General features: G+C 71.2%; 20 protein-coding genes. 14 read left to right on the forward strand and 6 right to left on the reverse strand.

All coding sequences use genetic code 11. The features are described from left to right. Positions 1 to 4: 4 nt before the first annotated feature. Positions 5 to 742 (reverse strand): A24 family peptidase, encoded by a 738-nt coding sequence (locus AB0J74_RS30460; protein ID WP_363454034.1) that lies wholly within the window; start codon positions 740 to 742, stop codon positions 5 to 7. Between the two features lie 540 nt (positions 743 to 1,282). Here AB0J74_RS30460 and AB0J74_RS30465 point away from each other — a divergent pair. The 12 genes from AB0J74_RS30465 (at position 1,283) to AB0J74_RS30520 (ending at position 10,368) form a co-directional block, all read left to right on the forward strand. After that, positions 1,283 to 1,816: a hypothetical protein gene (locus AB0J74_RS30465; protein ID WP_363454129.1), complete on the forward strand. Its 534-nt coding sequence runs from the start codon at positions 1,283 to 1,285 to the stop codon at positions 1,814 to 1,816. Then, complete coding sequence (locus AB0J74_RS30470; RefSeq protein WP_363454036.1) at positions 1,810 to 2,724, forward strand: hypothetical protein; 915 nt, start codon at positions 1,810 to 1,812, stop codon at positions 2,722 to 2,724. The genes AB0J74_RS30465 and AB0J74_RS30470 overlap by 7 nt, the downstream gene beginning before the upstream one ends. 77 nt (positions 2,725 to 2,801) lie before the next feature. Further along, a complete protein-coding gene (locus tag AB0J74_RS30475) occupies positions 2,802 to 3,368 on the forward strand; it encodes an SAF domain-containing protein (protein WP_363454131.1) in 567 nt (188 codons plus the stop codon). 2 nt (positions 3,369 to 3,370) lie between these two features. Then, positions 3,371 to 4,168 carry a ParA family protein gene (locus AB0J74_RS30480; RefSeq protein ID WP_363454133.1) on the forward strand — a complete coding sequence of 266 codons (798 nt, stop codon included), beginning with the start codon at positions 3,371 to 3,373 and terminating at the stop codon, positions 4,166 to 4,168. Then, a complete protein-coding gene (locus AB0J74_RS30485) occupies positions 4,158 to 5,708 on the forward strand; it encodes a CpaF/VirB11 family protein (protein ID WP_363454038.1) in 1,551 nt (516 codons plus the stop codon). The genes AB0J74_RS30480 and AB0J74_RS30485 overlap by 11 nt, the downstream gene beginning before the upstream one ends. A gap of 2 nt (positions 5,709 to 5,710) precedes the next feature. Beyond that, positions 5,711 to 6,610 (forward strand): type II secretion system F family protein, encoded by a 900-nt coding sequence (locus AB0J74_RS30490; RefSeq protein WP_363454135.1) that lies wholly within the window; start codon positions 5,711 to 5,713, stop codon positions 6,608 to 6,610. Positions 6,611 to 6,651: 41 nt separating this feature from the next. Then, the gene (locus tag AB0J74_RS30495; protein WP_363454137.1) at positions 6,652 to 7,479 is read left to right on the forward strand and encodes a type II secretion system F family protein; all 828 of its coding nucleotides are present in this window, start codon (positions 6,652 to 6,654) and stop codon (positions 7,477 to 7,479) included. A 25-nt stretch (positions 7,480 to 7,504) separates the two neighbouring features. Then, positions 7,505 to 7,732 carry a hypothetical protein gene (locus AB0J74_RS30500; protein WP_363454040.1) on the forward strand — a complete coding sequence of 76 codons (228 nt, stop codon included), beginning with the start codon at positions 7,505 to 7,507 and terminating at the stop codon, positions 7,730 to 7,732. Positions 7,733 to 7,758: 26 nt separating this feature from the next. Then, positions 7,759 to 8,184 carry a TadE/TadG family type IV pilus assembly protein gene (locus AB0J74_RS30505; RefSeq protein WP_363454139.1) on the forward strand — a complete coding sequence of 142 codons (426 nt, stop codon included), beginning with the start codon at positions 7,759 to 7,761 and terminating at the stop codon, positions 8,182 to 8,184. Beyond that, positions 8,181 to 8,627, forward strand: a complete 447-nt coding sequence (locus AB0J74_RS30510) for a TadE family protein (protein ID WP_363454042.1) — start codon at positions 8,181 to 8,183, stop codon at positions 8,625 to 8,627. The genes AB0J74_RS30505 and AB0J74_RS30510 overlap by 4 nt, the downstream gene beginning before the upstream one ends. Continuing rightward, complete coding sequence (locus AB0J74_RS30515; protein ID WP_363454044.1) at positions 8,624 to 9,136, forward strand: hypothetical protein; 513 nt, start codon at positions 8,624 to 8,626, stop codon at positions 9,134 to 9,136. Before AB0J74_RS30510 ends, AB0J74_RS30515 begins: the two co-directional genes overlap by 4 nt. 20 nt (positions 9,137 to 9,156) lie before the next feature. Further along, a complete protein-coding gene (locus tag AB0J74_RS30520) occupies positions 9,157 to 10,368 on the forward strand; it encodes a LysM peptidoglycan-binding domain-containing protein (protein WP_363454046.1) in 1,212 nt (403 codons plus the stop codon). A 331-nt stretch (positions 10,369 to 10,699) separates the two neighbouring features. Here the strand turns inward: AB0J74_RS30520 and AB0J74_RS30525 are convergent, their stop codons facing one another. Further along, complete coding sequence (locus AB0J74_RS30525; protein ID WP_363454048.1) at positions 10,700 to 11,158, reverse strand: DUF1707 domain-containing protein; 459 nt, start codon at positions 11,156 to 11,158, stop codon at positions 10,700 to 10,702. Positions 11,159 to 11,247: 89 nt separating this feature from the next. Here AB0J74_RS30525 and AB0J74_RS30530 point away from each other — a divergent pair, with 89 nt between their 5' ends. After that, positions 11,248 to 11,658 carry a hypothetical protein gene (locus tag AB0J74_RS30530; protein ID WP_363454050.1) on the forward strand — a complete coding sequence of 137 codons (411 nt, stop codon included), beginning with the start codon at positions 11,248 to 11,250 and terminating at the stop codon, positions 11,656 to 11,658. A 62-nt stretch (positions 11,659 to 11,720) separates the two neighbouring features. On the opposite strand, the gene AB0J74_RS30535 is transcribed toward AB0J74_RS30530, so the two are convergent. After that, positions 11,721 to 12,860: a ScyD/ScyE family protein gene (locus tag AB0J74_RS30535; protein WP_363454052.1), complete on the reverse strand. Its 1,140-nt coding sequence runs from the start codon at positions 12,858 to 12,860 to the stop codon at positions 11,721 to 11,723. A gap of 107 nt (positions 12,861 to 12,967) precedes the next feature. On the opposite strand from AB0J74_RS30535, the gene AB0J74_RS30540 reads away from it, so the two are divergent. Next, on the forward strand, positions 12,968 to 13,720 hold the full coding sequence (locus AB0J74_RS30540) for a crotonase/enoyl-CoA hydratase family protein (protein ID WP_363454054.1): 753 nt from the start codon (positions 12,968 to 12,970) through the stop codon (positions 13,718 to 13,720). Between the two features lie 263 nt (positions 13,721 to 13,983). Here AB0J74_RS30540 and AB0J74_RS30545 read toward each other — a convergent pair whose 3' ends face one another. The 3 genes from AB0J74_RS30545 to AB0J74_RS30555 all read right to left on the reverse strand — a co-directional run bounded on the left by AB0J74_RS30545 (position 13,984) and on the right by AB0J74_RS30555 (position 22,663). After that, a complete protein-coding gene (locus tag AB0J74_RS30545; protein ID WP_363454056.1) occupies positions 13,984 to 14,763 on the reverse strand; it encodes an alpha/beta hydrolase in 780 nt (259 codons plus the stop codon). A gap of 75 nt (positions 14,764 to 14,838) precedes the next feature. Next, entirely contained in the window at positions 14,839 to 19,134 is a 4,296-nt protein-coding gene (locus tag AB0J74_RS30550; protein WP_363454058.1) for a discoidin domain-containing protein, read from the reverse strand. A gap of 109 nt (positions 19,135 to 19,243) precedes the next feature. Next, positions 19,244 to 22,663 carry a discoidin domain-containing protein gene (locus tag AB0J74_RS30555; protein ID WP_363454060.1) on the reverse strand — a complete coding sequence of 1,140 codons (3,420 nt, stop codon included), beginning with the start codon at positions 22,661 to 22,663 and terminating at the stop codon, positions 19,244 to 19,246. Between the last annotated feature and the right edge of the window lie 83 nt (positions 22,664 to 22,746).

Below are 22,746 nucleotides of genomic sequence, written 5' to 3' on the forward strand. Positions count from 1 at the left end.
CACGCTAAGACAGGGGTCCGACAACAATAAGGCCGATGACGGTGCCGGCGACCAGGAACGGGCCGAACGGCAGGTGGCTCGTCCAGCGCACCTTGCCGGCGACCAGCAGCGCGATGCTCACCAGGGCCGACAACAGCAGGCCGGCCATCAGGCCGAGCAGCACGGCACCCCAGCCGAACCAGCCCAGCAGCGCGGCGCAACTCAGCGCCAGCTTGGCGTCGCCGAGGCCGAATCCCCGCCGGCCCAACAGCACCGTGGTGGTCGCGAAGAAGAGCCCGACGGCCGCTCCCGCCGCCAGCGACCGCCACCAGCGGTCGGCCGCGCCGTCGAACGCGGCGGCGACGCCCAGCAGCACTGTCACCCCGGCCGCGGCGGGCAGTGTCAGCCGGTCGGGCAGGCGGTGCACGGCGAGGTCGACCAGCACCAGCGGGATGGCCAGCGCGGCCCACCAGGCGTAGGCGGCCACCACCGGCAGGGGTACGGCGAGCACGCCGACCCCGGCCGCCAGCACCACCAGCACCTCGACGGACCACGGCAGCGGACCGATCCGGCCGCCGCACCCCGCGCAGCGCGCCCGTGGACGCAGGTCGACTCCGAGGTCGGCACCGCAGGCGGTGCACGACCGGCACCACGGCTCGCCCGGCGGGACGGCGTGGTTGACCGCCAGCCACCGCAGCAGCGGGGTGACCAACACCGCGGGTAGCCGGCGCGGTGCCGTCCGTACGCGTACCCCCGTCGTCATGCCAATCGCCCCATCTTCACGGACAGTGATGAGTTGATCGCACATGTCGATCTTCGAGACGCCTGCCCCGCACCGTCGGCACAACCGGCGCCTGTGGACAACGCATGCCAACGATTGGCGTCCGTCTCGATCGACGAATCGGACACAAACCGACGGTCTCGCGCATATCGAAGTTTGAATCGCACACGCTGTCCGTCGCTCCATAGAAAGCGCGGGACGCGTGCACCCGGGTGTCGCAGCCACCCGAAAAACGGCGTCATCGGTGATCCTTCCGGCCCGGTCACAGCCGCCGCCGTGACCCTACGTGTTATTTGAGATGACCTCTGTTGCATCGGCGATCGTCAGCCTATGCTCGGCCCTCGGGTGTTGCACTACCGACCTTTTAGCGGCCGGTGTGACTCCGCCAGCCGCTGCTTTGATGATCCAAGTTAATAAATGCTAATCGCGGTCCGATCATGGTCCGACCCTTAGTTAACCCGTGCCCAGTTTCGCCCACGGTCCCAGGCGACGCAGGGAGGATGCACCGTGCCCGCACCACGACTGGCGAGCGCCGCAGTCGCCGTCGCGCTGACGGCGGCGCTGGCCGCCTGCGGTTCCGAGCCGCCGTCGACCGCCGCATTCGACTACCCCGACACCGCTTCCACGGCCAATCCCGAAACCGCCGCCGCGACCAAGTCGGCGCTCGCCGCGTACGCCGGATATCTGTCGGCCGCCCGAAAGGCCGAAGCTATTCCCGACCCCAACTATCCAGACCTGAAGAAATATCTAGGCGACCCACTGCTGACCCGCGTCCGAACGTCTATTCGTGACATTAAGGAGCACGGTGCGATGCGTACCGGCAAACTCATTTCCGACCCACGCATAACCGCCGTGAGCTTGGATTCGGTGCCGGCGACCGTGTCGATTCAAGACTGCATCGACGCCACCGGCTACGCGATGGTCGACAAGAAGACCAAGAAGGCCGTGCCCGGTCAAGCCGCCGGCCGCTACATCGCCACGGCGACCGCCAGTCGCTATCCCGACGGCCGCTGGCTGATCGACTCGGGCATCGCGCACCGGGACCAGCCGTGCTGACCGCGCGCCGGCTGACCAGGATCGGCGCGCTGACCGCGAGCCTCGCGCTGGTCCTCGCCGGCACGGCCGCCGCCATCGCCGACGACGGCGGCGCGGAATGCCCGCCCAACCAGACCACCTGCGACGGCTGGGGCGAGGGCGGCGGCAAGCCACCCAAGCCCGGTGGCGGCGGCGGGCCCGGCGGCGGCGACGGTGGCGGCAGCGCCGGCCCGTGCATGCGCGACGGCGAAGTGGTCGACTGCTACGACGACCTGCTCGGCTGGTTCAACCCGTCCGACGGTTGCTACTACCGGGTCACCGAGCCGCAACCGGCCGGCGTGCCGGAGGGCAAGACGTCCTACACCCGCAGTTGCGGCGCCGGCGGGCTGGCCGGTGGCGAGCCGGTGCTGCTCGACGACCCGCCGCCCGGGTTCGCGGCGCCGCCCGACCCAGCCGAGTTGGCGGCCCGTGCGCTGGCCAGCCTCGACCTGCAGCCACCGGCCATCGGCATCGCGCCCGACCCGGCCGTCGGCCCCGGCCTCGTCGGCCTGCCGATCTGGCTCTGGGTCCCGGCCGACGACGACCCCGGCGACAACGCCAGCACCTGGGGGCCGCTGACCGCCAGCGAGTCCGAACGCGGCGTCACGGTCAACCTGACCGCGGTCGTCGGCAAGATCACCTGGGACATGGGCGACGGCAAGACGCCGGTCACCTGCACCAACCCCGGCACGCCCTACGCGCGCCAGGGCGGCGAGTCGCCGACCTGTGGATTCAAGGGCTACTCCGCGGCCGACACCTACACGGTCACCGCGACGACAACGTGGACGGTCACCTGGGTGGCCGGCGGCGACAACGGCGTGATCCCCAACGTCACGCGGGAGAACACCGCGCAGATCCAGATCGACGAGCTTCAGGTGGTGACCAAGTGACCGCGACGCCGACCCGCAACGCCGCCTTGCCGACCCCGGCACCGATCGCCCCGCCCAAGGTCATCCGGCAACGCCGGATGCGCCCCGGGCTGCTCGGGCTGGCGGTGTTGCTGATCGCGCTCGGCGGCCTCGGCGCCGCGTTCGCCATCACCTCGGTCAAGGCGACCGGTTCCTACCTGGCCGTGGCGCGTGCGGTGCCGCAGGGCACCACGCTGACCGCCGACGACCTGGTGACCGTGCAGGTGGCCGGCGGTGCCGGGCTGACGCCCGTGCCGGCCGACCAGCAGGCCCAGGTCGTCGGCAAGCGGGCGCTGGTCTCGCTGGTGCCGGGCACGTTGCTGGCCCGGGCCCAGCTCACCGACAAGCCGCTGCTCACCGGCGGTCAGCAACAGGTCGCATTGGGCCTGCGGGCCAACCAGGTGCCGGCCCGGCGGCTGCTGCCCGGCGACCACGTGATCCTGGTCGGCACGCCGGAGAAGGGCGCACCGGCGGCGGTCACCCGCTACGAGGGCACCGTCATCGACATGGCCCTCGACCGCACCAACGCGACGGTCTACCTCGCGCTGGACGCGGCCGACGTGGCGGCCGTCGTGCTGCTCGCCGACGCCGACCGGATCGCCGTCGTCCTCACCTCGGGTAAGTGACCGTGGCGATCATCGCGCTGGTCTCGGGCAAGGGCGCGCCCGGCGTCACCACCGCCGCCCTGGCCTGCACGCTGACCTGGCACCGCCGGCTCATCCTGGCCGAGTGCGACCCGGCCGGCGGCTCGATCCTCGCCGGCTATCTCGGCGGTTCGCTCGACGGTCGCCGCGGCCTCGGGGAGGTCGCCGTCGCCGAGTTGCGCGACGGCAACCTGGAGGGGCACTTCTGGTCGCAACTCGTCGACCTCGACGCGCCCCGCCGCGAGCGGCTGCTGCTCCCGGGTGTCGTCGACGCGGCGCAGGCGGGCAGCGTGACCCCGCTCTGGCAACGGTTCGCCGACTTCTTCGTCTCGCTCGAACGCGGCCAGCCACCCTTCGACGTGGTGGTCGACTGTGGCCGGATCGAGGTCGTCAACCCGCCCTGGCCGCTGTTGCGCGCCGCCGCGACCGTGCTGGTCGTCACCGGCGCCCGGCTGGCCGACCTGTCGGCGACCCGCGGCGCGGTCCGGGCGATCGAACGCGACTTCACCGACCACCGCGTCCCCGCGGGCAACCTGCGGCTGCTGGTGGTCGGCGACGGACACCCCAAGTCGGAGATCAGCAAGGCGCTGCGGCTGCCGATCATCGGCCAGTTGCCCGACGACCCGCGTACCGCCGAGGTGCTGACGCATGGCGGCACCGTCCGGGCCAACCGGCCGCTGATGCGCGCCGCCGGCGCGCTCGAGGTGCCGGTGCACAGCCTGCTCGACCGCCGCCGGGCCCGGCTGAGCTGGCCGGCCGCGGAGGTGACCCATGCGGTTTGAACCGGTCGCCCACGACCCCCGCGGTCGCGACGGCGCCACCTCGACCGTGCCGCCCATGCTCCCCAATGGGCGGCACCACCAACCGGACGAAAACGGCCCGCCGCCGGTCGCTCATCCCCAACCCGTGCACCCCCAGCCGCCGCACCGCCGGCGGATCGACTTCGCCCTGGTCCGCGAGCTGCGCCGAGAGCTCAGCGAGCGGCTCACGCACTGGCAGCGCGGCCGCGAATACACCCCGGGCGAGGAAGACGTCGAACGCGCCCGGCTGGCGGCCGAGGTGGTCGCGGCCTACGCCGACGCCGTGCGCCGGGCCGGCACCCCGCTGCACGCCGCCGACGAGCGCGCCCTGCTCGACCAGGTCACCGCCGAACTCGTCGGGCTCGGCCGGCTCCAGTCGCTGCTGATCGACGAGTCGATCGAAGAGGTACACATCCTCGGCTGCGACCAGGTCCGGATCACCCGGCACGGCGGCGGCGTCGACTGGGGCGACCCGATCGCCGACAGCGACGAGGAGATGGTGGAGATCCTCCAGGCGGCGGCGCGCCGGGCCGGTTCGACCGAACGCTCGCTGTCCACCTCGAAGCCGACGCTCGACCTGCAACTGCCCGACGGCAGCCGGCTCGCCGCCGTGTTCCTCGTCAGCCACCGCCCCTACGCGGTGATCCGCCGGCACAACACCCTCGACGTGACCCTCGACGAGCTCGCCGGCGCCCGTGCCGACCTCGACGAGATGGTCGACCCGCTGATCCGCGACTTCCTCCGGGCCTCGATGCGCGCCGGACTCAACATCATGGTCGCCGGGCTCGCCGGCGCCGGTAAGACCACGGTCATCCGGGCGCTGATGAACGAGATCCCGGCCGACGAGCCCTACGTGCTGCTGGAGGAGAGCCGCGAACTGTTGCCGGCCCGCCGCTCGCTGAAACACCGCGCGGTGATGAGCTTCGAGTCCCGCGAGGGGCACGGCGAGCGCGGCTACGACGGCCGCCCGGCCGGTGAGGTGACGATCGCCGACCTGATCCCGCTGTCCCTGCGGATGGGCGTGCTGCGGATCATCGTCGGCGAGGTCCGGTCGCGCGAGATCGTGCCGATGCTGCAGGCGATGACGACGAGCCGCGGTTCGATGTGCACGATCCACGCGCGTACGCCCGGCGGTGTGTCCGAACGCATCATCGAGCTGGCCCTCTCCCACGGCCGCGAGATGACCGTCGACCAGGCCCGCCGGATGGCCGGCAACGCGCTCGACCTGATCGTCTACGTCACGGTGGAGGACGAGACCGCCATCGGCGGCCGCAAGCACCGCTTCATCTCACACATCGAAGAGGTCATCGGCGTCAGCGAGCACAACCGCGTCGCGACCACGACCGTCTTCGGCCCGGGCCCCGACGGCCGGGCGGTTCCGCGGCACCTGCCGGAGAGAGTCAGAGACCAACTGCTGCGCATCGGGTACGACGCCCGCATGCTGACCCGCTACATCGACGCGGGCACCGGAGCCTGGCGACGGCCCCGGCACACCCAGCTCCAGCAGCGGAGGTCGATGTGAAGCTGCCCGCCGACCTCGAGCTGATCGCGCTGCTCGCCGGCGCCGCCTGCGTGGCCGGGGTGATCCTCGCGGTGGTCGCCATCGTCGGCACCACCCGGCCGCCCCGGCCCACATCCGGCACCTCGAGCATCGGTCGACTGTGGACCGGTTCCAGCGACAACCCGAAGGACCGGCGGCGGCACCAGATCCTGCTGCTCTGCGCGGCCGGCGCGGGCGCGCTCGCGTTCCTGGTCACGGGGCTGCCGGTGGTCGGCCTGCTGTTCGCGGTCGCCGTGCCGGGCACGCCCTGGCTGTTCACCGTCGGGCGGGCCGAGCAGCGGGCGGTGGCCCGGATCGAGGCGATCGGCGAGTGGACCCGGCGGCTCAAAGACGTCTCCGGCACCGGGCAGGGCCTGCAGCAGGCGATCGTCGGCACCGTGGCGACCGTACCCGAGCAGATCCAGGAGGAGGTCGGTCTGCTCGCGGCCCGGCTGCAGGCCGGTTGGCAGGCCCGGATCGCGCTGCTGGCGTTCGCCGACGAGATCTCCGACCCGGTGGCCGACCAGGTCGTCGCCGCGCTGATCCTGCACCTGAGCGACCGCGGCGAGCGCCTCGGTGACGTGCTCGGCTCGATCGCCGCGGCGGCCGCGGCCGAGGTGGCCACCCGCCGCGAGGTCGAGGCCAAGCGCACCCAGCCCCGGTTCGCGGTGCGCTTCCTCACCGGCATGGTGCTGCTGGTGCTCGGCTACGGGCTGGTCAACCCCGACTACATGAGTCCGTACGGAACTCCCGCCGGCCAAGTCGTCATGGTCGTACTCGGCGGCATCTTCGTCGGTTTGCTCGTCTGGGTGCGGGCGATGAGCCTGCCGCCCAAGGCCGCCCGGTTCCTCGCACCGCCGAAGCTGGAGGAGGCGGTCCGGTGATCGTCAACCTGCCCTTCGTCTCCGGCGTCCTCGGGGGCGCCATGATCGGCGCCGGCGCGTTCGTGATCGTGCGTGAGGCGCTGCCCGCGACGCCGGCGCTCGGACCGGCACTGCGCCGCCTGCACGCGACCGCGCCCGCCGCCGGGCCGTCGACGGGCACCCGGCGCGACCTCGACTGGCTCGGCGGGTTGTCCCGCTGGCTCCGCCCACCGACCCGCGACCTGGCGCTGCTCGGCCGCACGCCCGAGCAGTACGCCCTGTCCTTGCTGATCGCGGCCGGCGCCGGCCTGGTCGCGCCGGTGCTGTTGACGCTGATCTTCCAGATCTTCGGCATCCCGATGCCGTTCTTCGTCCCGGTGATCGCCAGCCTCGGCCTGGCCGCGATCGCCGCTTTCATCGCACACCGCGATGTGCTCAGCAAGGCCGACCGGGCCCGGCGGGAGTTCAGCCGGGCCGTCTGCACCTACCTCGACCTGGTCGCGCTGCAGTTGACCGCGGCACACGGGCCGGTGCAGGCACTCGAGAACGCGGCGGCGATCTGTGACGGGTGGGTGTTCGAGCGGATCCGCTCGGCGCTGCGGATGGCCCAGTTGCAGATGCACTCGCCGTGGGAGGAACTGCGGGAGCTTTCCGACGAGATCGGCGTCCCCGAACTGGGCGACGTCGGAGCCATCATGCAGTCCTCCGGCACCGAGGGCGCCCAGGTCCACGAGACCCTGCGCGCCCGGGCCGACTCGTTGCGCGACCAGATCCGCACCGACAACCTCGCACGCGCCGAGGCGGTCACCGGCCGTCTCGACGTACCCGGAGCGATGCTCGTCTTCGTACTCATGGGCTTCGTTCTCTACCCCTTCATGACCCGGGTGTGACCCGGGCGTACGAAAGGACCACCCGATGGCGTACCTGGCCTACCTACACGCGGTCGCCACGCAGCGGCTGCGAATGCTCACCAGCGGCGGCGAAGGGGACCGGGGCGACAACCCGGTGCCGACCGCGATCATCATCGTCGGGCTCGCACTGCTGGCCGGCATCGTCGTGGGCTGGGCCCTCACGACCGCGAACACCTTCATGGACCAGTCCGGCGACATCGGGCCCATGCCGGGCGCCGGCGGCGAAGGCTGACCATGATCGCGCTACCGATCCCGGGCATGGCCGCGGACTCCGCGGGCCGCGGCCCGGCCGTGCCCGGCGATCGGAGCGGATCCGACCGTGGCGCCTCGCCCGTCGAGTTGGCGATCGTGGCGCCACTGATCATCCTGTTGCTGTTCCTGGCCATCCAGATCGCGTCGGTGTTCCTGGCCCGGTCCGCCGCGCTGTCAGCCGCGCAGGAGGCGGTCAGTGCGCAGCGCGCCTACCAGGCGCCGCCCGGTGCCGGCATCGCCAAGGGCAAAGAGTTTCTGGAACACACCGGCGGCTGGCTCTCGGCCACCGCGGTGAGCGAGGCGCCGGCCGAGGCCGACGAGGTCGCGTTCACCGTCACCGGTCAGGCCCTGTCGGTCATCCCGGGCGTGCGGTTCCGGGTGTCACAGACCGCGCACGGCACCGTCGAACGATTCACTGTGGACGCCGGATGAACCTCTCCCGCGAGCGCGGCTCGGCTTCCGTCGAGGTCGCCATCCTGCTGCCGGCCTTCATCCTGCTGATGGTGGTGGCGTCGGTCGTCGGCCGGGTGACCATCGCGCAGAACGCCGTCGACCTCGCCGCACACGACGCCGCCCGGGCCGCATCGATCGAGCGCGAGGGCGACCGCGCGGCGGCCGCCGCCACCGACGCCGCCAACGACACCCTCGACGAACTCGACGTGCTATGCGCGAGCCGCACGATCACCCCGGACGTGGCGGCCGCCTTCGCCAACACCGACTTCGGCCCGCAGGAGGGCGCGCCGCCCGTGGTCACCGTGACCGTGGAGTGCCGGCTCACCTTCGTCGGCTTCCCGTTGCTCGACTTCACGACCCGCGACGTGTCCGCGCGCTACACCTCGCCGCTCGACTGGTATCGCGGCCGGAGCGCGCGATGAACGGGCCACCCGGCGCCGTCCGCCTCGATGTCGCGCAGCCTCGCAAGGCCAGGCCTCGGCGCGCCGACCGGGACCACGGGCGGGTTTCAGTGTTCATCGCGGTCGCGCTGGTCGCGGTGCTGATCGTGATCGGCCTGACGTTCGACGGCATCGGCCGGATCCGGGCCTACCAGCGAGCGGCCAACATCGCGGCCGAGGCGGCGCGCGCCGGCGGCCAGGCGATCGACGTGGCCGACGCGATCGCCGGTGCACCGGCGGCGGTCGACCCGGTCGCCGCGACCGCCGCCGCCGTCACGTTCATCGACAACCTCGACGACCCGACCATCGTCGACCGCAGCGTCTCGTTGGGCGAAGACGACAGCGGCGCCGAGAGCACCCAGTTCCTTCGGGTCACGGTCACGATCTCGTACGACGCCGCGATGCTCGACTTCTTCGGCTTCGCCGACACGTACCCGGTCCAGGCCGAAGCGACCGTCGAACTGGTGACCACCACCGATGCCATCCCGTAGCTCCACGGCAGGAGGAACCTGTGAGCGTTTCCGCGCCCCGACGCGTGGGGCAGATAGTCACCGGCCTGGGCGCGCTGGTCGTGCTGGTCGGTCTGGTCGGCGGCGCGCCGATCGCGCTGCTCGCCTTCGCCGGCAACCCGTTGCCTGACCACCTGCCCACCCTCTCCGAGATCGGCACGACCTTGACCAGCCGCGACGACGGTCAACTCTTCGTCCGCGCGCTGGCGGTCGTCGGCTGGCTGGGCTGGGCCACGTTCGCCGTCTCGGTGCTGATCGACCTGCCGTTCCGGATCGTCCGCCGGCCGGCGCCCCGACTACCCGGGCTTGGCCGCCAGCAGCGGATGGCAGCGGCGCTGATCGGGTCGGCGCTGATCCTGGTCGCCAGCCCCGCGACCGCGGCGGTCGCAGCGAGCGCCACCCAGCCGATGACGGTGCACCTTCAGCCGGGGGTTGAGTCGGCCCTAATCGCGTCGACACCGTGGGCCACGACACCGCAGCGAGCGGCGGCTACGCCGGAGCGAGCGGCGGCCGCGGCGCCGCAGCGCGCGGCGGCCGGGGCGGTCCCGGGGCCGGCTGCGGCCAGCGGTGTCGCCCACCTGCTGCCGGTCGCGGCGCGCGACAGCGGCGGCGCCGAGCAGCGCTACCAGGTCGAGCGCGGCGACTACCTGGGTGCCATCGCCGACCGCTATGTCGGCGACTTCGACGACTACCCCGAGCTTGCCCGGCTCAACAAGATCAAGGATCCCGACCGGATCTTCCCGGGTCAGTTGCTCAGACTGCCCGACCAGGCCGTAGACCACGGCTACCGTCCACATGCGAGCGGAATGGTCATCGAGCCCGGCATCGACGACGGCCACGACCCGACACAGCCGCCGCCGGCCCAGCAGCCACCGACCAGGCCCGCGCCCACGCCGCCGCGCGAGACCGCGCCACCGCTGCCGGCGCAACCCGCGCACCCGAAGCCGCCCACCATCACCGTGCCTCCGGTGCTACCGGCGCCGCAGCCGCCGGACATCGTGCCGCTGCCACCGGCGTCGCCCGACCAGAACATGGCCGCCGGCGCTCCGCAGCAGAGCGACACCGGCCTCCAGATCAACCGCCCGCTCGCCGTCTCCGCCGTGATAGCCGCGGCGGCGATCGTAGGCGCGCAGGTCGGCACCGTGTTCGGACTACGCCGTCGACCGGCCGGGACCCCGCTCGACGGCGGCCGCCACCGCGCCGAACACGACTGACCTGCCGGATCGCGGGTTCCCGCCGTTGTTCGGGCGGCGGCGGGAACCCGCGGTCAAACCGCGTTCCGGCGAAAGCCCGGTCGCGACCGCGACCGGCCCCCGGGCCGCCGGCAGGCCGTGCGACGCCAGGCGGCGGCCGCCAACGGTGCCGAGGCGCGAGCCGCGAGGCCGGAGGCGCGAGGCCCGAGGCGCGAGGCCCGAGGCGCGAGGCCCGAGGCGCCAGGCCCGAGGCGCCAGGCCCGAGGCGCCAGGCCCGAGGCGCCAGGCCCGAGGCGCCAGGCCCGAGGCGCCAGGCCCGAGGCGCCAGGCCCGAGGCGCGGGCCGCGAGCCGCTAGAGCATGCCCCGGCTCAGTGGCGGTGGGCCGCCGTCGGCACGTAGGGCGCGGGCCTCGCGGAGCGGCTTGGTGTGGTGCCAGACGCCGAAACCCCAACCAAGAATCGGCCAGAGCGGCCACGGATACCAGGCACCGGTGGCCAGGCCAACCACGAGCCAGATCGTGATCATCAAGCCGCTGCCCGCGACGTACGCTGCCAAATGCCTGCGGGCCGCCGCCTGCTTCTCGACCACCCGCTCGGCGCGGCGCCGGGACTTCTCCCAGCCGCGGACCCACTCCGGTGGCAGTTCGGCGGCGACCCGGTCAAGGTCTGCCCTGGTCACGGCGGAGTACGCGGCAGCGATCCGGCCGTCGAACTCGTCGGTCGTGAGATAGCCGGCGCCGGTCGCGTCGGCGAGCATCTTCGCGGCCGACTCGCGTTCGGCGTGCGATACGCGCTCGTGCGGCTTGGTCATCTCGGTCCCCCCTCTTCCCACCTTCCATGTTCCAGGCTAGTCTTGTCACCGTCAAGATATCTAGTCAACGTCAAGATTGGGTGGCCGCCGTGGCTCTCACCTCTCAGTCACTGGGCATCGCCGGGGTCCTGTTGCTGACCATCGTGACCATCGAGACCGGCGGGTATTACCTGACGAAGGTGGCCCGCGGTGCGGTCGAGCTGACCGATTTCCAGAAGGCGTTCGCCCGCGCCGGCCACGCCCACGCCGGCGTTTTCGTGATCCTCAGCCTGGTCGCGCTCCCCTACGCGGACGCCGCCGGCGCACACGGCTTCTGGGGCTGGCTGGCCCGCACCGCGATCCCGATCGCGGCCATCCTCATGCCGGCCGGCTTCTTCTTCTCCTCGATGGGCCGCGGCCGCACCCGACCCAACGGCCTCATCGTGCTGCTCTGGCTCGGCGCCCTCTTCCTCGCCGCCGGCGTCCTGACGCTCGGCGTCATGGTGCTCGCCGCCGTCTGACCAGACACGAGAGAACGGCCCCGGTCCAGAGTGGACCGGGGCCGTTCGGGAGGGAAGGACGTTTACCTGTTGGCGATCCGCAACACCTCGCCGCGGCCGGCCACGACCGACCTGTTGGTCACGAAGAGCGAACCGTCCGCACCGACCGCGAGCCCACCCGGGGCGGTCAGCCGACCCGGCACGAGTTCGGTGTGCCCGCCGCGCCGGTCCACCCGGATCAGCGCACCGCTCTGGTCACCGCTGGTCAGCCCGTTCTTGGCGATCTCCAGCACCAGCAACCGGCCCTGCTCGTCGAAGGCCAGGTCGATGATGTTGGTGAAGCCCCGGGCGTAGACCGTGGGCCGCTGGCCGGGCACGACGCGGTAGACGTTGGCGCCACCGACCGGGAACGGGAAGCCGGTCAGTTGGCCGACGTAGTAGGCGCCGTCCGGGCCCCGGACCACCGAGGTCGGCACGGCCTGCATCGGCACCCGGCCGCCACCCGGCTCGGGGGACGCGACCATCCGGTTGGGGAAGACAGCCAGCGTGGAAACCGCGCCCTTGCGGTCGATGGTGAGCAGCGTGTTGCCACCCGCATCCGTGGCCACCGCGCCGCCCCGGGTGCCGAGCACGCCGTACGGGTTGGAGTCCACGCCCTGCCGGTCGGGATCGCGCCGGGCTTCGAACGCGGCCGGGTCGCCGAGCGTACGAAGGCTCAGCGAGTTGTTGCCGTCCCGGTTGACCACGATCGTCTGGCCGAGCATGAGACCACCAAAACCCAGACCCAGCCGGGTCTGCGCCGAGCCACCGAGCCCCAGCGTGGCCACGTAGCCACCGCCGGCGTAGGGCGACACGTCGTGCGGCCCGACCGCCGACGAACCGTCGGAGCCCGCGAGCGAGGGAAGACCGCCCACGAACCGCCGCTGCCGCCAGATGCCGCGCTGCCCGGCCGTCACCGTGGTGATGGCCCCGGTGAACCCGAGGCAGACCTTGCCGCCTTCGGGAGAGTCGACGCACTTGTCAGTCTTGCCGCCCCGACCCGCTTCCGCGACCACGACCGTGCCGTCGGCGCCGACCGAAACGCCGCGCGGGTTGTCAAGCCGGCTGGCGATGACGGTTACCCACGGACGGTTCGGGTTCGGCGCGGCGTTGGCCACCGTCGGCGCGACCATCGTCACCGAGAGAGCCCCCGCCAGGACAGCGGCGAAGCGATGAAGTCTCATAAAACCCCCGTATATATACAAAGGACGCAGCCATGCTGGCACGTGCCCTCCGCTCGGGGAGGCTGCCCCGCCGGACGTCACCCGCCCGGGTCTGTGATGGTTGCGACATGACCGTGCGAACCGAGCAAGACGGCGCCGTCACGACCGTGGTCATCGACCGGCCGGAGAAGCGCAACGCCGTCGACGGACCGACCGCCGCCGCCCTGGCCGCCGCGTTTCGCGCCTTCGAGGCCGACGACAGCGCAGCGGTCGCGATCCTGACCGGCGCCGGCGGCACCTTCTGCGCCGGCGCCGACCTCGGCGCGATCGGCACCGAGCGGGGCAACCAGGTCACACCCGACGGCGACGGCCCGATGGGACCGACCCGAATGGCACTGTCCAAACCGGTAATAGCGGCGATCGAGGGGTACGCCGTCGCCGGCGGCCTGGAACTCGCCCTCTGGTGCGACCTGCGCGTCGCGGCCGAGGACGCGGTGCTCGGCGTCTTCTGCCGGCGCTGGGGCGTGCCGCTGATCGACGGCGGCACGGTGCGCCTGCCCCGGCTGATCGGCGAGAGCCGCGCGATGGACCTGATCCTCACCGGCCGCCCGGTGGACGCGGCCGAGGCGCACCGGATCGGCCTGGTCAACCGGTTGGCACCGGCCGGCACCGCGCTCGCCGCCGCGAAAGCGCTGGCCGCCGACTTGGCGGCGCTGCCGCAGGCATGCCTGCGCAACGACCGCCGGGCGGTGCACGCCGGCACGATGGAAGCGGAGTTCGCGTTGGGCCTCGAGTCACTCGCGGCGGACGCGGCCGCGGGCGCCGCGCGCTTCGTCAACGGCGAAGGCCGCCACGGCGCGCCCACCGACCGCCAGCCGTGACGGCGCCACGCGCCGCACGCACCGACACAGACCACCACCGCCCACCGACAGCCCGGATGCCGCCACGCCTCAAAGCACCGGCAACGACCACCGCCGACCGCCCGCCAGGTCTCCGCCGAGCCACAGAAGCACCGGCAAAGCCCACCAAGCCCGGCCGCCGCCGAGCGTCAGGGCCGATGCTGCCGCCAACCCAGGCGGCGGCGCGGACGCGGTCACTGCTGGCCCGCGTGCGACCGGCCGCCGCCAGGGGCGGGCGGGAAACATCAGACCGGCGCGTACTTGGCCAGAAACGCGAACAGCGCCGCCCGAATCTTCGCGTCGCCGCCCTCGATCACCAGCGGCACGCCGTGCACCGCTCCCGACGTGACCAGCGCCTGGGCGTCGGGGCTGGCCGTCGACGCCGCCTTCAGTTCCTCGGCCGCGTCGCCGATGATGCCGTCGTTTTCGTTGGCCAGGTAGAGCACCGGCACCGCGACCGCCGGCGCGGCCTGTTGTGCGCTCACCCCGCCGTAGGCCAGCGGCGCCGATACCGACACGACCCCGGCCACCGGTGGGCTGATCTTCGGTGCGGCGGCCACCGAGAACGTGCCGCCCATCGACGCGCCGATCAGCACGATCGACGTGGCGCCGTCGGCCCGCAGCGTCGCCGCAGCGGCTACCACGTCGTCTTCGAAGCCGACCTCGCTGCTCTCCGAAGCGCCGTGTCCGTGGAAGTCGAACGCCAGCACCCGATAACCCTTGCCGATCAGTTCGTTGAAGCCCAGGATCCACTGGCACAGGTCGGCCTCGGCCTGGTGGGCCAGCACCACACCTGAGGTGCCGGTGCCGCCGATCAGGCCGGCCAGGTTGGTCGCGCCCGCCGCACCGAAGTGCACCGGCTTCGCGCCGACACTCGAGGCCATCCCCGGGCATTCGCCGCCCGGCACCGGGCCGGTCGGGCTGGGCCCGCCGGGCGCCGCGGCCGGTGCGCCGCCGTCGTCACCTCCGCAGCCGGCCAGGAGAACAACAAACGCGGCCACCGCGGCCAGCATCCCCCGTCGCATAACGCAATCTCCTCATTGGATAACGGGGGTGCCCCGGGGACTCGGCGTTGTCCCCGGGGCACCCGGTCGTGGTGGTTAGTTGATGATCAGCTGGAACGTACTCGTCGTGTTCTTGATGTTCTGGAAGTTGTTGCTGAAGGTCAGGTTGTTGAACGTCGCGGAGCCGACCGCCGGGCCTTGACCGGGCTCGGGCAACTCGTTGACCCAGATGCCGAAGCCGGACTTGGCGTCGAAGGCGTCACCGCTCTTCTGCGCCCCCGAGATCGACACGTTCGTGAAGATCGTGTCCTGCACGGGGTTCTGCGGAGCACCCCCGACGTAGTTGGTCTGGAACATGATCCCGGTGTACGTCGGATCGACGATGTCTATGTTGGACAGCCGAAGGGCGCGGAACTCCTTGGAGGCGGAGAACATCCAGATCGCTCCGAACGTCTGACCGCCCCAGAAATGACCACCCGCCCGGACGAGCGAGATGTTGTCGAACGTGGTCAGCCCCGGCCCGAACCCGACGAACGGGTAACCGAAGTCCAGCGAGCTGACGGTCAGACCGGAGTAGGTCAGCATGTCGGCGATGTAGAGGTTGCGGAACGTGTTGCTCTGCCCGCCGTACACCGCCACACCGGCAGCCCGCCAGGTCAGCGTCGCCGACAGGTTCTCGAACGTGTTGCCGGTGTTCGCTCCCCCGCCCGCGTCGGTCGCCGAGAACAGCGCGAACGCGTCGTCGCCGTTGCCCCGGCCCTCGTTGTTGGAGATCAGGTTGTTGGTGCTGCCGTTGGTCATGTTGACGCCGTCGGCGAACGTGTTGCGGAAGCGGCTGTTGGTGATCTTCAGACCGCTGACGCTCACGCCCCAGTAGGCGCAGACCGTGTGCTCCACCCAGACGTTGTCGATCGTCATGTTGTCGACGTTGGAGAGCTCACCCCAGACCTTGCCCGGCCCGTCCTGTCGCGACGTGTAGTTGCCGAAGAAGGCGAGCTGCTCGAACGAGGACCCGCTGGCCGACGACTGCACGTCGAAGCCGGCGTTGGTGTTCTCCTGGGTCTGCGGTGTCTGGAACCGGGTGTACCAGATGCCGGCGCCGACCACCTTGATCGCGCGCCCGTAGATGGTGAACTTGTTCTGCGTGTCGTAGGTGCCCGCCGGCAGGTAGACGCCGAGCGAGGTGGTGTCCTGGCGAGCCGCGTCGAACGCCGCCTGGACCTCTTGCTGGCTGGTGCCGGTCGGCACCTTGTAGCGCGTCGGGTCCGGGTTGGCCCGCGGCGCGACCTGCTCGAGGTTGACGAAGTCGACGGTCGCCTCGGTGCCGGTGTCCTTCTGCAGCTTGATGGTGGAACCGGCCGGAATCGACGAGTTCAACATGATGTTGGCCTCGTCGTAGATGTGCCGTGGGCCGCCGGAACCGGGCGAGTTGCTCGGGCCGGCTTCGGCGCCGTAGAGCCAGGCGTACCGCGAGTTGAGCGGGATCGCCTTGTGCAGCGTTCCGTTGACGTAGATGTTGAGCGACGAGCTCTGGCCGCCACCGCCCGCGGAGTCCGGGATCGAGAAGCGGACGACCAGGGTGTTGGTCGGGTTGCGGGTGGTCCACTGCACGAACGAGCCGTTGCTGGGCAGGCGCACCGCGCGCCGGCCGGACGCCTCGCCGGCGAGGTCGCCGATGGTCCGGTTCGGCGACAGCGACTGGGCGCCGCCACCGATCGTGCCGTCTTCGGCCTCGTACATGTCGTAGGGCATGTTGGCGCCGCGGCCGGCGAAGAACGGCCGCTCGCTGGTGTTGTTGGCCCGCTTGACCGGCAACTCGTTGGCGTCGTCGGCGAGCACGACGCGCACCGTGTAGCGGCCGTTGGCGGCCGTCCAGGTGCCCATGTTGACCGCCGCCGCGGTGGCGCCGGCGGCGATCGTGCCGCTGAACGAGCCGGTCAGCGTACGCACGACCGTGCCGGACTCGTTGAGCACGGTGAGCGTGATGCCGTGCGTGCCGGCCGCCGAGGCGATCGTGCCCTGGTTGCGGATGGCCACCGAGAAGGTGACCGTCTGCCCGGCCGACGGGTTGTTGGGCGACCAGCTGACGCTGCCCGCGACCAGGTCGGAGCTCTGCACCTGGCCGACGACGAGGTTGCCGCCGGTGAAGGTGTTGTTGGCGTCGCTCTGCTCGATCACCGTGTTGCTCTCGTCGACCTTCGCGACCAGCTGGTAGGTGCCGGCGTCGCGCGGGCCGATGTTGGACGTGACGGTGGTCTGGCCGCCGGCCGCGAGGGCGCCGACGTTGGCCGTTGCGACCTTGGTCGTGCCCAGGTAGAGGCCGACCGTGGTGGCGCCGGAGCCGGCGTTGCCGATGTTGCGGACCGTCGCCGACAAGGTGATCGCGTCGGTCTCGATCGGGTTGGCCGGCGCGGCCGAGATGGCGCTGACAGTCAGGTCCGGGTTGGGTGCCGGGGTTCCGATGACCTGGAACTCGGCGACCTGACCGTTGGACGAGCCGGAGTTGGCGGTGAAGGTGAGTCGGACGTCGGCGACGTTCCCGCTGACCGGGATGGTCACCGTGTTGCCGCCCGAGGTCGGGCTGAAGCTGTAGGTCGCGGAGCCGACGAGCGTGGTGAACGTCGACGAGCTCTGCTCGCGGCCCTGGACCGACAGGGTCTGCGTACGCGGACCCCACTCGGTGCCCGGTGGCAGCTTGATGACGACCGCGCTGACGGTCGCGTTCGCGCCGAGCGAGACGGTCAGCGTACTCGGGTAGGCACCGCCCGCACCCTCCCAGTAGGTGGCGGTCGAGTCGTCGTTGGCGTTGGTGGCCACGAACGTGAATACGGTCGACGAGGCCGCGATCGGCTTGCCCACCGCCAGGTTGGTGCCGCCCGGGCCGCCGCTGCCGGCGCGGGTGACGGTGTTGCTGTTGCCGGAGACGTTGCCGGCCGCGTCCTTGGCCCGGACGTAGTAGGACACCGTCGCCGTCGCGGGCTGGCTGTCGGTGTAGGTCAGCACGTTGCCCGCGACGCTGGCCCGCACGGAGCCGTTGGCGTAGACGTCGTAGCCGGTCACGCCGACGTTGTCGGTGGAAGCGGTCCAGGTCAACCGGATCTGACCGGAGCCAGGCTCGGTGTAGGCGAGGTTCGACGGTGCCGACGGCGCCTGGGTGTCGGTGGAGGTGCCCTGCCGGGTCACCGTGTTGCTGTTTCCCGACACGTTGCCGGCCGCGTCCTTGGCCCGCACGAAGTAGGCCACCGTCGCGCTGTCCGGCTGGGTGTCGGTGTAGGTGGTGACGCTGCCGACGCTGGTCCGCAGCACACCATTGGCGTAGATGTCATAGCCGGTGACGCCGACGTTGTCGGTCGAGGCCGTCCAGGTCAACCGGATCTGGCCGGATGCCGGCTGGGTGAACGCCAGGTTGGTCGGCGTGCTGGGCGCCTGGGTGTCACCGGTGGTCGGGCCGTAGACCTCGAACTCGGAGATCTGGCCGGCCGGCCAGGCGGTGTTGGCGGTGATGTTCAGCCGCACGTACCGCGTGGTCGCCTGGTTGAAGGTGATCGAGACGGTGTTGCCGCTGGCCGGGTCGAACACCCGGCCGGCCGACGGCGAGAGGTCGGTGAACGTCGAGCCGTCGGTGCTGCCCTGCACGGCCAGCGTCTGGGTGCGGGTGCCCCAGCCGCTCGTCGGCAGCTTCAGCACGACCCGGTTGACGGCGACCGCGGAGCCGAGGTCGACCTGGAGGAACTCCGGGAACGAGTTGTTGACGCTCTCCCAGTAGCTGCCCTGGTTGCCGTCCACCGCGTTGCCGGAGCCGTAGACGTCGGAGTGCCCGCTCTCGCTGGTGGCCTTGCCCAGCGCCAGGTTGGCTGACGAGGTGGCGGCGCCGTAGACCTCGATGGCGGAGAGCTGGGCCGCGCCCCAGCCGGTGTTGGCGGTGATGTTGACCCGCACGTACCGGGTGTTGGTCCCGCCGAAGTTGATGGTCACCGTGTTGTTGTTGCCGGGCGAGAAGACCTGGCCGGCCGACGAGGTGATCGCCGAGAAGGTCGATCCGTTGGTGCTGCCCTGGATCGAGAGCGTCTCGGTGCGCTGTCCCCACCCGTCGGGGAGTTTCAGCACGACCTGGTCGACGCTGATCGTGCTGCCCAGGTCGACCTGGCCCCACTGGGGCAGGGCGCCGGAGCTTTCCCAGTAGCTGCCCTTGTTGCCGTCGGTGAGGTTGCTCGCGACGAAGCCGGCGTTGGTGCTGCTGGCCGAGGCGGGCCGGCCGGCTGCGAGGTTGGGTCCCCCGGCCGCGACGGCGGGCGAGCCGGACACGGCGGACAGGACGGAGCCAACGAGCAGGGTCGAGAGTGTGCCGGCAATTAACCGCCACGTGACACGTCGGTGCCGGGATCGGGACATGATGGGGGTTGCACCTCTTCCGTGAGGAGTTCCGTGGAGTCGGAAGGCGCTTGCGGGGATGGCGCTTCGGGAGGGCCGCCAAGGCAGGGCGGCCCTCCCGTTTGTGCGGTCAGGAGGCGTAAACCTCGTACTCCGAGAGCTGGCCGGCCGGCCAGCCCGTGTTGCCGGTGAAGGTCAACCGCAGCCAGCGCTGCGAGGTCGCGGTGAACGTGATGGTCACCGTGTTGCCGGACGCGGGGTTGAAGGTCCGCCCGGCCGCGCCGGCCAGGGTGCTGAAGGACGAGTTGTTGGTCGAACCCAGAACAGCGATCGTCTGGGTACGCGTCTGCCACGCGCTCGCCGGCGGCAGCTTCAGCACCACCCGGGAAACCGACTGGGCACTGCCGAGGTCGACGGTCAGCGACTGCGGGAACGCGTTGTTGGCGCTCTCCCAGTAGCTGTTGGCGTTTCCGTCGACGGCGTTGCCGGCGCCGTAGACGTCGGCGTGGCTGGTCTCGGTGACCGGCCGGTTGAGCGCGAGGTTGGTCACCGGTGGCGTCGTGGTGGTGCCGACGCCGGACAGGCTCACGGTGTGCGGCGAGCCGGGCGCGTTGGACGCGATCGACAGGGTGCCGGTGCGGGTGCCCGAGCCGGTCGGCGTGAAGGTGACGTTGACGGTGCAGGACGCGCCGGCGGCCAGCGAACCGCAGTTGTTGCTCTGCGCGTAGTCACCGGTGGCCGAGACCCCGGAGATCGTCGCGCCCGCGTTGCCGGTGTTGGTGACGCTGACCTGCTGTGCCGCGCTGGTGGTGCCGACCTGCCGGCTGGCGAAGGTGAGCGCGCCCGGTGTCACGGCGAGCGCCGGGCCGGTCGAGCCACCGCCGCCGTAGACCTCGAACTCGGAGAGTTGCGCGGCGGGCCAGACATTGTTGCTGTTGAACGTCAGCCGGACGAACCGCCGGGTGCCGGCCGGCAGGTTGACGGTGACCGACGAGCCCTGGTTGAAGGTGTAGTTGGCGGCGCCCAGGATCTGGCTGTAGGAACCGCCGTCGGTCGAGCCCAGGACGGTGATGTTCTGGGTGCGGGTCTCCCAGTTGGTCGGCAGCTTGAGCACCAGCCGGCCGACGGACTGTGCGGCGCCCAGGTCGACCGTCAACGACTGGGGGAACTGCCCGTTGGTGGATTCCCAATAGGACGCCACATTGCCGTCGACCGCGTTGGTGGCCGGGTAGGGCCCGTTGGCGCTGGTCGCGGTCACCGGGCGGCCGGCCGCGAGGTTGCCCGCCGGGTCGAAGCCGACGCCGGACACACCGATCACCAGGTCACCCGGTGTGGTCTGGACGAAGACCATGCCGGCGCGGTTGCCCGCGGCGGTCGGCCGGAAGCTGACGTTGACGGTGCAGGTCGCGTTCGGTGCCAGCGACGACGGGCAGTTGTTGGTCTGGGTGAAGTCGGCCGGGCTGGCCGAGATGCCGGACACCGGGGCGTTGGCGTTGCCGGTGTTGCGCAACGTCACGACCTGCGCCGCGCTGGTGGTGTTGAGGTTCTGCGTGCCGAAGGTGAGGCTGCTCGGGCTGGCGACGATCTGCCCGGTCGGTGTCGGCGGGGTGGTGGTCGGCGGGCTGGTCGGCCCGTTGTTCCACTGTGGAGCGGGCCAGGGCCCGCAGTCCGGCGTCGTGGTGAACCAGCCGGAGTTGCCGGCGCCCTGGGTGATCTGGAAGCCCGAGCCCACGCAGTTGTGCATCGGGTTGGGCTGGGCGATCCCGGTGGCCACCACGTTGGTGAAGGAGACCTGGCTGGCCGCCTGCACCTGCAGGGCGTACGTGCCGGCGCCCTGGATCTTGACGTTGGTGAAGTTGATCCCTCGGGTTTGACCTTCGATCCAGTGCAGCGCGGCGTACGAGCTGTCCAGGATGTCGGTGTCGGTGATGTTGATGGCCGCGTCGCTGGCGAACGCCTCGTTGAGGGCCGAGAACCAGATCGCGCCGACGCCGAAGTTCCAGTTGTAGTCGGAGTTGCCGGCCCGGATCGTGGTGTTGCGGGCGATCGTCCAGGTGCCGTGCACCGCGGTCGCGCCCTGCACGCCCGGATAACGGTTGGCCACGTGGATGCCGCCGCCGTTGGTGAGCGAGTCGGCGACCACGTTGTCAGTGATCTTGATGTCCCGGCCGCCGTAACTGACCAGGTGGTTGGCCAGCAGCGTGACGCCGATCGTGTTGTGGCTGAAGGTGTTGTTGACGTTGGGCACGTTCTGCGCCCACATCGCCAGCGCGTCGTCGCCGGTGTTGCGCAGGAACGTGTTGGTCACCGTCGAGTTCGTGACGCCCGTGTGGAAGTTGACCCCGTCGGCCGTCTGGTCGAGGATCCGGCTGTTGCGAATCGTGAAGTTGTCCATCGGGCCGTCCATCCAGGCACCGACCTTGGTGTGCTGCACCCAGACGTTGTCGATGACCGAGTCGGTCATCGCACCGCCGAACGCGTTGACCTGGTCCTCGTCGACCCGCTCGCGGATGTCGCCGATGATGGCCAGGTCGCGGACGGTGACGTTGCGGCTGGGCCCGTTTGCCTCGTGCGACCGGATCTCACCGGTGTAGCCGCCGCCCGGCACGTACTTGCCGTAGATGCCGGCCGCACGCTTGCGGTCGGTCGGGTGCCGACCGCCGAGCACCGTGTACCAGGGGCCGGCACCGCGCAGCGTCACGCCGTCGACCACCACGTGGTCGTAGAGGGTGAAATTGCCCTGCGGCACGTAGACCACGCGGCCCTGGGCCTGGCCGGCGTTGACCGCCGCCTGGAACTTCGCGGTGGAGTCGGTGGCACCGGTCGGGTCCGCGCCGAAGTCGGCCACGACATCCAGCGCGTTGGTCGGCTTGCCGATCGCCGCCGGCACGTTCTCGAAGTCGGCGAGGTCGATGGTGAAGGTCGGCGACTGCGCGGTCGAGTTGACCTGCAGCCGGATCTTCGTGCCGACCGGCTGGGTCGAGCCGAACATGGCCCGGGCCTCGTCGTAGAAGTGGTGCGGGTTGGTGTCGCCCGGGTTGTTGTTGAACGGATAGCCGCCGTAGTACCAGCCGTACTTCGAGGTCACCGGCACGGTCTTGAGCAGCGACCCGTTGGCCCGCAGGTCGATGGTCGCGTCACGACCGGCGCCGCCGGGGCCGTCCGGGATGCTGTAGCGGAAGGTCACCGCGTTGGCCGGCGCGGTCAGGGTGAACTCGACATACTCGCCGACCGCGTCGAGGGTGACCGCCTCCCGGCCGGACGCCTCCGCCGGAAGCTGCCCGTAGAACCGGGTCGGACCGATCTTGGTGCCGTTGTGCGCGACCTTCTCCGCCTCCTGCTCGACGAAGGGGACGGTGGCGCCGCGGCCGACGATGTCGAACGGGGAGAGCCCGGCCGCGACGGCGGGCCCGGCGGTGGTCAGGGTGACCACCGCGATGCTGCTGGCGACCAGGGCGGAACTCGCCAGGATGGCGAGCCCCGCCCGGCGCCGGGAGATGGGCGGTGCGCTGCCGGCTGTGGGCGCAGCGTCGGCGTCATGGTTGGGCATGGGTTCCCTTCCGAGAGGTGGGACGATCCCCCCGTGCGTGGTGCCCTTTGGTGCGCGTACCCCCGTGAGTTGAAAGGTTCCGT

It is taken from the genome of Asanoa sp. NPDC049573 (assembly GCF_040676615.1).
Taxonomy (GTDB): domain Bacteria; phylum Actinomycetota; class Actinomycetes; order Mycobacteriales; family Micromonosporaceae; genus Asanoa.

Bases quoted from the DNA above. Each gene is read 5' to 3' on its own strand.
- AB0J74_RS30460 (WP_363454034.1), bottom strand. From the start codon at position 742: ATGACGACGGGGGTACGCGTACGGACGGCACCGCGCCGGCTACCCGCG.
- AB0J74_RS30475 (WP_363454131.1), top strand. From the start codon at position 2,802: ATGCGCCCCGGGCTGCTCGGGCTGGCGGTGTTGCTGATCGCGCTCGGC.
- AB0J74_RS30485 (WP_363454038.1), top strand. From the start codon at position 4,158: ATGCGGTTTGAACCGGTCGCCCACGACCCCCGCGGTCGCGACGGCGCC.
- AB0J74_RS30495 (WP_363454137.1), top strand. From the start codon at position 6,652: ATGATCGGCGCCGGCGCGTTCGTGATCGTGCGTGAGGCGCTGCCCGCG.
- AB0J74_RS30500 (WP_363454040.1), top strand. From the start codon at position 7,505: ATGGCGTACCTGGCCTACCTACACGCGGTCGCCACGCAGCGGCTGCGA.
- AB0J74_RS30505 (WP_363454139.1), top strand. From the start codon at position 7,759: ATGGCCGCGGACTCCGCGGGCCGCGGCCCGGCCGTGCCCGGCGATCGG.
- AB0J74_RS30510 (WP_363454042.1), top strand. From the start codon at position 8,181: ATGAACCTCTCCCGCGAGCGCGGCTCGGCTTCCGTCGAGGTCGCCATC.
- AB0J74_RS30515 (WP_363454044.1), top strand. From the start codon at position 8,624: ATGAACGGGCCACCCGGCGCCGTCCGCCTCGATGTCGCGCAGCCTCGC.
- AB0J74_RS30525 (WP_363454048.1), bottom strand. From the start codon at position 11,158: ATGACCAAGCCGCACGAGCGCGTATCGCACGCCGAACGCGAGTCGGCC.
- AB0J74_RS30535 (WP_363454052.1), bottom strand. From the start codon at position 12,860: ATGAGACTTCATCGCTTCGCCGCTGTCCTGGCGGGGGCTCTCTCGGTG.
- AB0J74_RS30540 (WP_363454054.1), top strand. From the start codon at position 12,968: ATGACCGTGCGAACCGAGCAAGACGGCGCCGTCACGACCGTGGTCATC.
- AB0J74_RS30545 (WP_363454056.1), bottom strand. From the start codon at position 14,763: ATGCGACGGGGGATGCTGGCCGCGGTGGCCGCGTTTGTTGTTCTCCTG.
- AB0J74_RS30550 (WP_363454058.1), bottom strand. From the start codon at position 19,134: ATGTCCCGATCCCGGCACCGACGTGTCACGTGGCGGTTAATTGCCGGC.
- AB0J74_RS30555 (WP_363454060.1), bottom strand. From the start codon at position 22,663: ATGCCCAACCATGACGCCGACGCTGCGCCCACAGCCGGCAGCGCACCG.